This window comes from bacterium (genome assembly GCA_040755795.1).
Taxonomy (GTDB): domain Bacteria; phylum UBA9089; class CG2-30-40-21; order CG2-30-40-21; family SBAY01; genus JBFLXS01.
The window spans coordinates 1-7,832 of the sequence record JBFLXS010000175.1 but is presented as its reverse complement, the minus strand read 5'-3'; the positions used below and the strand labels follow the sequence as shown (position 1 = coordinate 7,832).

Genomic DNA, 7,832 nt, shown 5'->3' with positions numbered 1-7,832 from the left:
GAAATTTAATCTTTATGCCTTTCTCCCACCAATAACTGACCGATTACCTCAGCCGAACGGTATTTAATTACCAGTTACCAATTACCAGTTACCAATCACCAGTTACCAGAATCAAATTCCGTGCGTTATTTGTTCAACACCACACCAGGGCTAATGCGTAATTGTGTCCTTTCCTCCTAACAAAATTTCGAGTTATTCTAAAAATTACACCAATTCTCTTGAGCAAGGCGTGGCATTCTAAACCTTAGCCGTTTTCAAACATTTCCAATTTTTGTCCTCAGATTAAATAAAACCCAAAAGTCAACATAAAAAAGTTTTCTGAATTTATATATCTCATAACCGCATTTTTTAAATAATGTTTCGACATCATGTTTCTTAATTCTACCGTCACCTATTTCCCAGCAATGGTCAGGGTCAATCCATATCTTTCTTTTTATAAATCTGCGGTAAAATGCACCCGGACTTAAAAATCCTGTTGGTAGAGTAAAAACATGCGGTTTATTTGTAGGTGTCATAAATAAAAAATTAGTACGGCGGTGTGGAATTGTAATAATTGCTATCCCTTTATTTTTTAAGTATGAATAAATATTTTTTAAACTTCTCTCTAAGTCGGAAAATGGCATATGTTCAAGAATATCAGCGGCAATTACGCATTCAAATTTACACTTCAATCTATCTTGGTAAATTCGCACATCGTTTACGATGTCAGGCTGAAGATTTTTGTTGACATCCATCACCATATAATTTTTAACAATAGGTTTGAGGCAATTTTTTACCATCCCACTCCCGACTCCGATTTCCAGAACATTATCTGGTGTAAAGTCAATCACTTCTTTGATGATGTAAAAATACCGAAACCAATCAACAAAATCAAGTTTCTCTAAAAAATGTCGTTGTTCAACTTCAAATTGCAAATTAAATTTTTTCTCATGCTCCATATTACTTTTTTGCCACAATCCAGGTAACAATTGGATAGTGTTCCTCATTATAATTGGCAATTATATTTTTTATACTGAACCGGCTTGCTGGAATATTTATACTTCTAAACCGCTCACCCATAAAACAGATAAGAATTGCCACACGATTTCCCCAACCTTCACACTGCATTACTTCTGAAAAATTACGGCAGAGATACTTTAATGCGTCTGGAGAAAAACGATAGAAGTCTTTTGGGGCAACATGTATATAGTTCATAAAGCAGGTTGTATGTATCACCATACCATCCTCTTTTAATACTCTGTATGATTCATCTATTGCTTTCTGAGGATTTTCAAGGTGTTCTATTACTTGGTCACTTATTACATAATTAAAACTATTTTCAGCAAAAGGCAAATTCTGCATATCTATTTCCGGGTACTCTGTTACTATAATTTCACTTCTTTCTTTATCGATTAATGGATAGAAATTAGTTATACTACTTATGCCTAAAATTTTTCCCCTTATCGGTTCTTTAAGACATTCTGATATTCTCTTGTACATTTTATATCGCGTTAAACTCATAGTGCTCCTTAGTTATTCTGCTCAAGACAATGGAAAATTTCTTTGCCGCTTCATAATAACTATATTTTTTGACTTCATTTAACCTGCCGTAATAAAAAACTTTGCCACTTTGCTTATATTCCTTATAAAAATTTAAAAGAGCATCTGTAATATTCTCAACTGTGGGGGCAAAAACGCCTGTTTTTGTCTTAAGGAGTATTTTTTCTATCTCATCACCAACAAACCCTCCGCTGGCAAGAATTGGTCTCTGTGCAGACAGATATTCAAAAAACTTTAAGTGAGATAGCCCCTTTTTCTCCCTGTCTTCCCAGTTAAAAAACAAAAGAACATGAGATTCCTTTTGTCTGGACAGTACCTCACTCCTAAATACAGTCCCATATTGCGTTACTATATCATTAAGTCCATATTTTTCTATGTCGTTTTTTAACCAATTTAAAATCTTTCCATAAAATCTTACTTCTAAATCCTTTCTCTCAATTAATTTTTTATCAATTAAATTTCTGAGAGCAATAAAAAATTTTTCAGGGTCCTGCTTATTAGTATAAATAGTACCTGTATAAGTAATTGTAAATTTATCGGTTAATACCACGCCTGAAACATTCAGATTTTCAGGGTCAAAACCATTGACAATTATTTCTGGTTTTTTTTTAATAAGTGACTCAATACTATTAGCGTATGGAAGCGAAACGGTTACCACTGCATCTGCATACCTCATCGTCTTTTTTTCCAATCTTCTATCAATTCTTTTTCTAAAATTTGGAAAAGTATAAACTGGATTTTCAGTCCAGGTATCACGAAAGTCTGCAACCCAGGGTAATCCAAATTTTTTCTTTATATTATAAGCAACAATATGGCTTGTGGGAAAGGGAATACTACTCAATATGACATCAAAATATTCTTTTCTTAAAACTTTACCTGCTGATTTAAGGGCAGATTTCTTCCATCCCTTTTCAGTATCAGGATAAGCAAAAAAAGTCTGATACCATTTCATTATGAAATCAATAAAAGAATCCTTTGAAATTATACCAACAGATTCTTTTATCTGCTCGGTTATACTCTCTTTTATTTCAAAGCCAAGTAACTTAAATATCTTTCTCCAAAACCAGAAAATATCACCATGATAAGGCACTTCTATAATTCTAGCCCTTTCTAAAAATTGCTTAGGGAAACCGAGTTGACTTTCTGCCTTATCATCCAGAGGGGGTGTAACTATTGTTGCCTGCCACCCAAATTCTGGCAAATAAGTTGATATGCCCGGTATTCGTGGAAAAGCATGATATAAATTTGCAATAATCAAAACTTTTTTCATGGTTTTAATGTTGATTCAATTATATATCCGTATTTTGCCCAATCTCCAGCCCAAATATTTTCTGGAATTTTAGTAAATTTTATTTTATTTGGGAGAATAAAATCTTTTAATATATTTTTGTAATTATGTGCCCAATGATCATTATAAATTGATGTTTGTGAATTACTATGCCATTCCACAAATATCAGTGTTTTTCGCACAACACGAACTAATTGCTTTATTACCTTTTCAATTTTGTCTGGAGCAATATAAATTAAAACTGCATCAGTTAAAGCCAGGTCAATGCTTTTATCTGAGAATGAACATAAGTTTTCAGATTTACCTACACCCAGAGAGACAGAATTAATACCTTCTGCCGCAAAGAAGTTACGACCTGCTTCCACAGCATTTTTATTAATGTCAATTCCATAAAGTTTTACCTTCGGAAATCTCTTTGCAATTAGATAAAGGTTAGGACCAGCACCACAGCCGATTTCAATCAACGATTCAAATGGAGAATACAAATCTATCCTTTCAATTAAAAATTTGCGATGTGGATGTAATAATGATTCTGAGGAAATACAATCTTTTGCCCATGTCCTTTTTCGAGATCGCCAATAAATTTCATCAACTTTTGTTCCAAGAACTTTATCTAATACCCGCTTAACTGTTCTTAATGATTTCTTCATAAATCTCTTCCATCTTTCCCATTTCTTTGTAGTAATTATTTTTTTCATTGATTATTTCCCTACCATTTTCGCTAATTTTTTTTCTTATTTCATCGTGTTCAAACAAGTAAATTATTTTTTCAGCCAGTATTTTGGGATTTTTGATAGGAATTACAAACCCATTTTCTCCATCTTTAATCCACTTTCTGTTTTCTCCTGAATCGGTAACAATGACAGGAAGGTTGGAAGCCATAGCTTCCGCTGTACTGGCGGCAATACCAGCGTCTGAAAGCGATGTGGATACATAAACATCTGTTGAGGATAAATAATTGGGAAGCTCAAGGTGCGAATATCTGCCCACAAATCTTATGCTGTTTATAACCCTTAATGATTCCGCTAATCTTTTCAGATGTTCTTCCTGCGAACCAATACCAGCAATTATAAATTTTGTTTCTGGTATTTTTTCTAAAACCAAAGGAATACTTTTGATTAATGTTTCAATATCATATACAGGTTCAAGATTTCTTAAACTAATAACCGTTGGCGAATCGCCAACATCCCATTTTGCCAACAGGTTTTTGTCTTTTAAACCAGGCTTGAACTTATCAGGTTCTACTCCAAAATAAATAAGTTTCATTTTTTTACTATCTATTCCTAATTTTGACATCGCGTTTATCATATGGTCAGCGTCACAAGTAATTAAGTCAGATTTTTTTAATACAAATCTTATTATTGGTCGCTTGATTAAAGACTGACCCCTAATCAAGACATCAGAACCCCAGGTGGTTACAATAAAAGGGTGAAATCCACTCAACACACCAATAAGTCCATAAGTTCCTGCAGAATGTATATGTAAAAGATTGGGCTTAATTTTTTTTATTAATTGTCTTGCCTTTAAAACTTGAATAAAAACATCAATTGGATTTGTCGATAAAGGACCAATATCATAAAATGATATCGTCTCAGAAAAGGGTTCTATCGAAGGCATAAGCGAAATCCAGTAAATCTCATACCCTTTATTAACAAAATATCTTATCCAACGATGACTATGAACCGAGTTGGCTCCTGCCAGAAAACAAATCTTCATATATTTTCCTTTAGTCGAAATCGATATGTAACTTACCCAATATGTCGAGAAGGGATTAGGGTCAGACCTTGACAGGCTGTTGACATATCTTTTCAGCGGTATAACGGGGGTGAATATTACACAACCTCTTGAGAATTAAGGACTTGGAGTGAATGCAATGCTGGTGCAAATTTTTATTTATAATCAATGTTTTGATAGATGAATGTGTGAATAAATCCATGTAAATTTAAGTGTAACCTCTCAAGTGCTTTATTTTAATAGAGTTATACATACATTAAAACTTCTTCCTCATCAAAGGGACTATACTTTTTCTTGTCAACAGCCTCTTGAGTGTAGAAAGCAACTCCCTTTTACATTCAACATTCACGGTCTAACCCCAATACCATCCAATCCCGGTTAAAGATATAATGACATCAAATAGCCGTTTTATCATCTTAAACCTTCAACACCTATATATAATATATTATTTTTATCCCTTTGTCAAGGATAAATTCATAAAAAGTTACCCACTACTCACCAGCTACTTGACAAAAAATTAAATTTATGGTAAAAATAGACAGTAGGTTTAAGGAGCGGGAGATTGTTTTCGAGTGTCGTGTTGAACAAATAACGCACGGAATTTGATTCTGGTAACTGGTGATTGGTAACTGGTAATTAAATACCGTTCGGCTGAGCTCAGGACGAAACTATTTAACCAATTACCAGTTACCAGTTACCAATTATCCGTTTGCAGGTTACGAAACCTGATGATACTCCGTGCAAAACTTACTCAACACCACACTAGTAAGCGTTCAGCCACAGAGGCACAGAGTTCACAGAGAATTAAAGAATTAGTCACTTAAGGAGACGAATTAATCTGTGATATCCCATAAATGTAGTGTGAACCTTTAGGTTCACCTTCTGGCTTGCCAGAAGCAAGGCTAACACCTCGCACTACAAATCTTTTTGTTGTTCAGAGAGATTCGGATTCATCTCGTTAGATAGTAAAACATCTAACGGGATTCATTCATGATTATATATTCCCTCTGTGTTCTCTGTGGCTCTGTGGCTATATCCTGAACGGTTACGTTTTCTAAAGGGAGGTATTAATGCAAAGATTATTTTATAAATTATGGAAACGGTATAAATACCTTTTAGGAGTGGGGTTATCTCTGGTTGTTTTAGGACTTATTCTGTTTATCTCATTGCCTTTTGAAGACATTTTTAATACCTTTGAAAGAAAAACCCTGGATTATCGCTTCAGGCTCTTATCCGACCCGAAAGAGGCAAGAAGTGATATTGTGATTATTGATATTGATGAGGAAAGTATCAGGCAAATGGAGGATTTGTATGGAAGATGGCCATGGACCAGAGAGGTGCATAGCGGATTAATTAAATATTTAAGCCAGGCAAAGGCAGTTGTCTTTGATGTCCTTTTTACAGAAACAAGTAAGTCTATGGTTGAAAAAGAAGATGTAAACCAGGCAATTATGGAAATAGATGAGTTAATCCAGACCAATAAAGCAAATAGAATAAAGGAGATAATAAATTCATTCTATCAGGACTATGATAGGATATTAGCTGAAAGCGCCCGAGAAACAGAAAATGTTTATCTTGCAGATATATTTCAATCCAAAGCAGATGAAGGAGAAGTTGATTATGTCTCTTGTGATTGGATAAATAAATTTGCGGTGCCACTTGAATTTAACCCTGATTTTAAGGCAATTAAAAGATTTGATGGTGTGACACCACCACTACCTTTACTTTGTAAAGCGGTCAAAGGTGTTGGGCATATAAATATGATTCCTGACGAGGATGGTCCCGTTCGGAGGGCATATACCTTAATTAATTTTAATAAGCGGTTTTATCCATCTTTATCTTTAGCGGTAACAATGAATTTGCTTGATGTCCAAAAGATTAAACTTGTTCCAGGGGATGGGATTTATTTAGATAAAAAGGTTAAAATTCCAATCAATGAAGATGGAACAATGTTTATAAATTATAAAGGGGGGATAAAGACATATAAATACTATTCATATTATCTTCTTTTTGCCTCTCATTGTTTAATAGAGGAAGGGATGAAGCCAATTATAGAGCCAGAGGTTTTTAAGGATAAGATAATTTTAATTGGTTCTACGGCGGCTGGGTTAATGGACCTGCGGGTAACACCTTTTTCTTCTATTTATCCTGGTGTTGAAATTCATGCCAATATTATTGATAATATCTTAAGCCGTTCTTTCTTGCAAGTTCCGTCTTTTGCGGTAAATCTAATTATTATGATTTTTCTATCGGTTCTTATCGGTCTGGTCATACCAAAATTAAAACCATTTTGGGGAGCAATTTTTACATTAGAAATACTCATTCTTTATTTATTAGGGGCGATATATCTATTTAATTTACACTGTATCTGGATAGAGATATTTCGACCTGGTCTAATTATTGTTATGAGCTATTTTATTATTTTAATATCTCAATATATTATTGTGGAGAATCTACGAAAAAGAATAAAAGAGGCTTTTCAGCACTTTGTCAATGCCACGGTCGTTGAAGAGATTATTAAGGACCCGGAGAAATTAAAACTTTGGGGAGAAGAAAAGGAATTAACCGTTTTATTTTCAGACATTCGCGATTTTACCACCTTATCAGAAAGCCTTCCGCCAAAGGATGTCGTCTTTCTCCTGAATGAATACCTTCAGCGGATGACAGAAATTGTCTTTAAATATGATGGAACACTCGACAAATATGTTGGAGATGAAATTATGGCTTTTTATGGTGCACCGTTAGAAGGGCAAATCGACCATGCAGAAAGAGCCTGTCGCACCGCTATAGATATGATGAATGAGCTTCATAAACTTAATGAAGAACGGATTAAAAAAGGCCAGCCTACTTTTAATATCGGCATTGGAATTAATACGGGTAAAATGGTTGTTGGGAATATGGGTTCTGAGTTGAAAAAAGATTATACCATTATTGGAGATAATGTTAATTTGGGGGCAAGGTTAGAAGGTATAAATAAAAAATTTCACACCAATATTATTATCAGTGAATTCACCTATCAACAGGTAAAAGATAAAGTAAAAGTGAAGGAATTAGGGAAAGAAACTGTCAAAGGAAAACAAAATGCCGTCAAGATATATGAATTATTGGCGCTGAAAGAATTGTAAATGTCTCCTCGAATTAATGGTAACCGTTCAGCCACAGAGGCACAGAGTTCACAGAGAATTAGAGAAATTAGCCACAAATGGACACGAATTAACCTGTGACATTCGATAAATGTAGTGCGAACCTTTAGGTTCGCTTTCCTGCTTGC

6 protein-coding genes are annotated in these 7,832 nt (G+C 34.3%); 1 reads left to right on the top strand and 5 read right to left on the bottom strand.

What is annotated here, in order from left to right; genetic code table 11:
• Nucleotides 1-254: 254 nt before the first annotated feature.
• The 5 genes from AB1414_11745 to AB1414_11725 are packed head-to-tail and all read right to left on the bottom strand — an operon-like array spanning nt 255 to nt 4,543.
• Nucleotides 255-956: a methyltransferase domain-containing protein gene (locus AB1414_11745; GenBank protein ID MEW6608099.1), complete on the bottom strand. Its 702-nt coding sequence runs from the start codon at nt 954-956 to the stop codon at nt 255-257.
• Nucleotides 940-1,500, bottom strand: coding sequence for a class I SAM-dependent methyltransferase (locus tag AB1414_11740; GenBank protein ID MEW6608098.1), 561 nt, complete (start codon nt 1,498-1,500; stop codon nt 940-942). Before AB1414_11740 ends, AB1414_11745 begins: the two co-directional genes overlap by 17 nt.
• Nucleotides 1,481-2,809, bottom strand: a complete 1,329-nt coding sequence (locus AB1414_11735; protein ID MEW6608097.1) for a glycosyltransferase — start codon at nt 2,807-2,809, stop codon at nt 1,481-1,483. Before AB1414_11735 ends, AB1414_11740 begins: the two co-directional genes overlap by 20 nt.
• Nucleotides 2,806-3,477: a class I SAM-dependent methyltransferase gene (locus AB1414_11730; protein ID MEW6608096.1), complete on the bottom strand. Its 672-nt coding sequence runs from the start codon at nt 3,475-3,477 to the stop codon at nt 2,806-2,808. The genes AB1414_11735 and AB1414_11730 overlap by 4 nt, the downstream gene beginning before the upstream one ends.
• Nucleotides 3,452-4,543: a glycosyltransferase family 4 protein gene (locus AB1414_11725; protein MEW6608095.1), complete on the bottom strand. Its 1,092-nt coding sequence runs from the start codon at nt 4,541-4,543 to the stop codon at nt 3,452-3,454. Before AB1414_11725 ends, AB1414_11730 begins: the two co-directional genes overlap by 26 nt.
• 1,088 nt (nt 4,544-5,631) lie before the next feature.
• On the opposite strand from AB1414_11725, the gene AB1414_11720 reads away from it, so the two are divergent.
• The gene (locus tag AB1414_11720) at nt 5,632-7,686 is read left to right on the top strand and encodes an adenylate/guanylate cyclase domain-containing protein (protein MEW6608094.1); all 2,055 of its coding nucleotides are present in this window, start codon (nt 5,632-5,634) and stop codon (nt 7,684-7,686) included.
• The last annotated feature ends 146 nt before the right edge of the window (nt 7,687-7,832 follow it).

Excerpts from the sequence above, each read along its gene's own strand:
- AB1414_11740 (MEW6608098.1), bottom strand. The coding sequence starts at position 1,500 with ATGAGTTTAACGCGATATAAAATGTACAAGAGAATATCAGAATGTCTT.
- AB1414_11735 (MEW6608097.1), bottom strand. The coding sequence starts at position 2,809 with ATGAAAAAAGTTTTGATTATTGCAAATTTATATCATGCTTTTCCACGA.
- AB1414_11730 (MEW6608096.1), bottom strand. The coding sequence starts at position 3,477 with ATGAAGAAATCATTAAGAACAGTTAAGCGGGTATTAGATAAAGTTCTT.
- AB1414_11725 (MEW6608095.1), bottom strand. The coding sequence starts at position 4,543 with ATGAAGATTTGTTTTCTGGCAGGAGCCAACTCGGTTCATAGTCATCGT.
- AB1414_11720 (MEW6608094.1), top strand. The coding sequence starts at position 5,632 with ATGCAAAGATTATTTTATAAATTATGGAAACGGTATAAATACCTTTTA.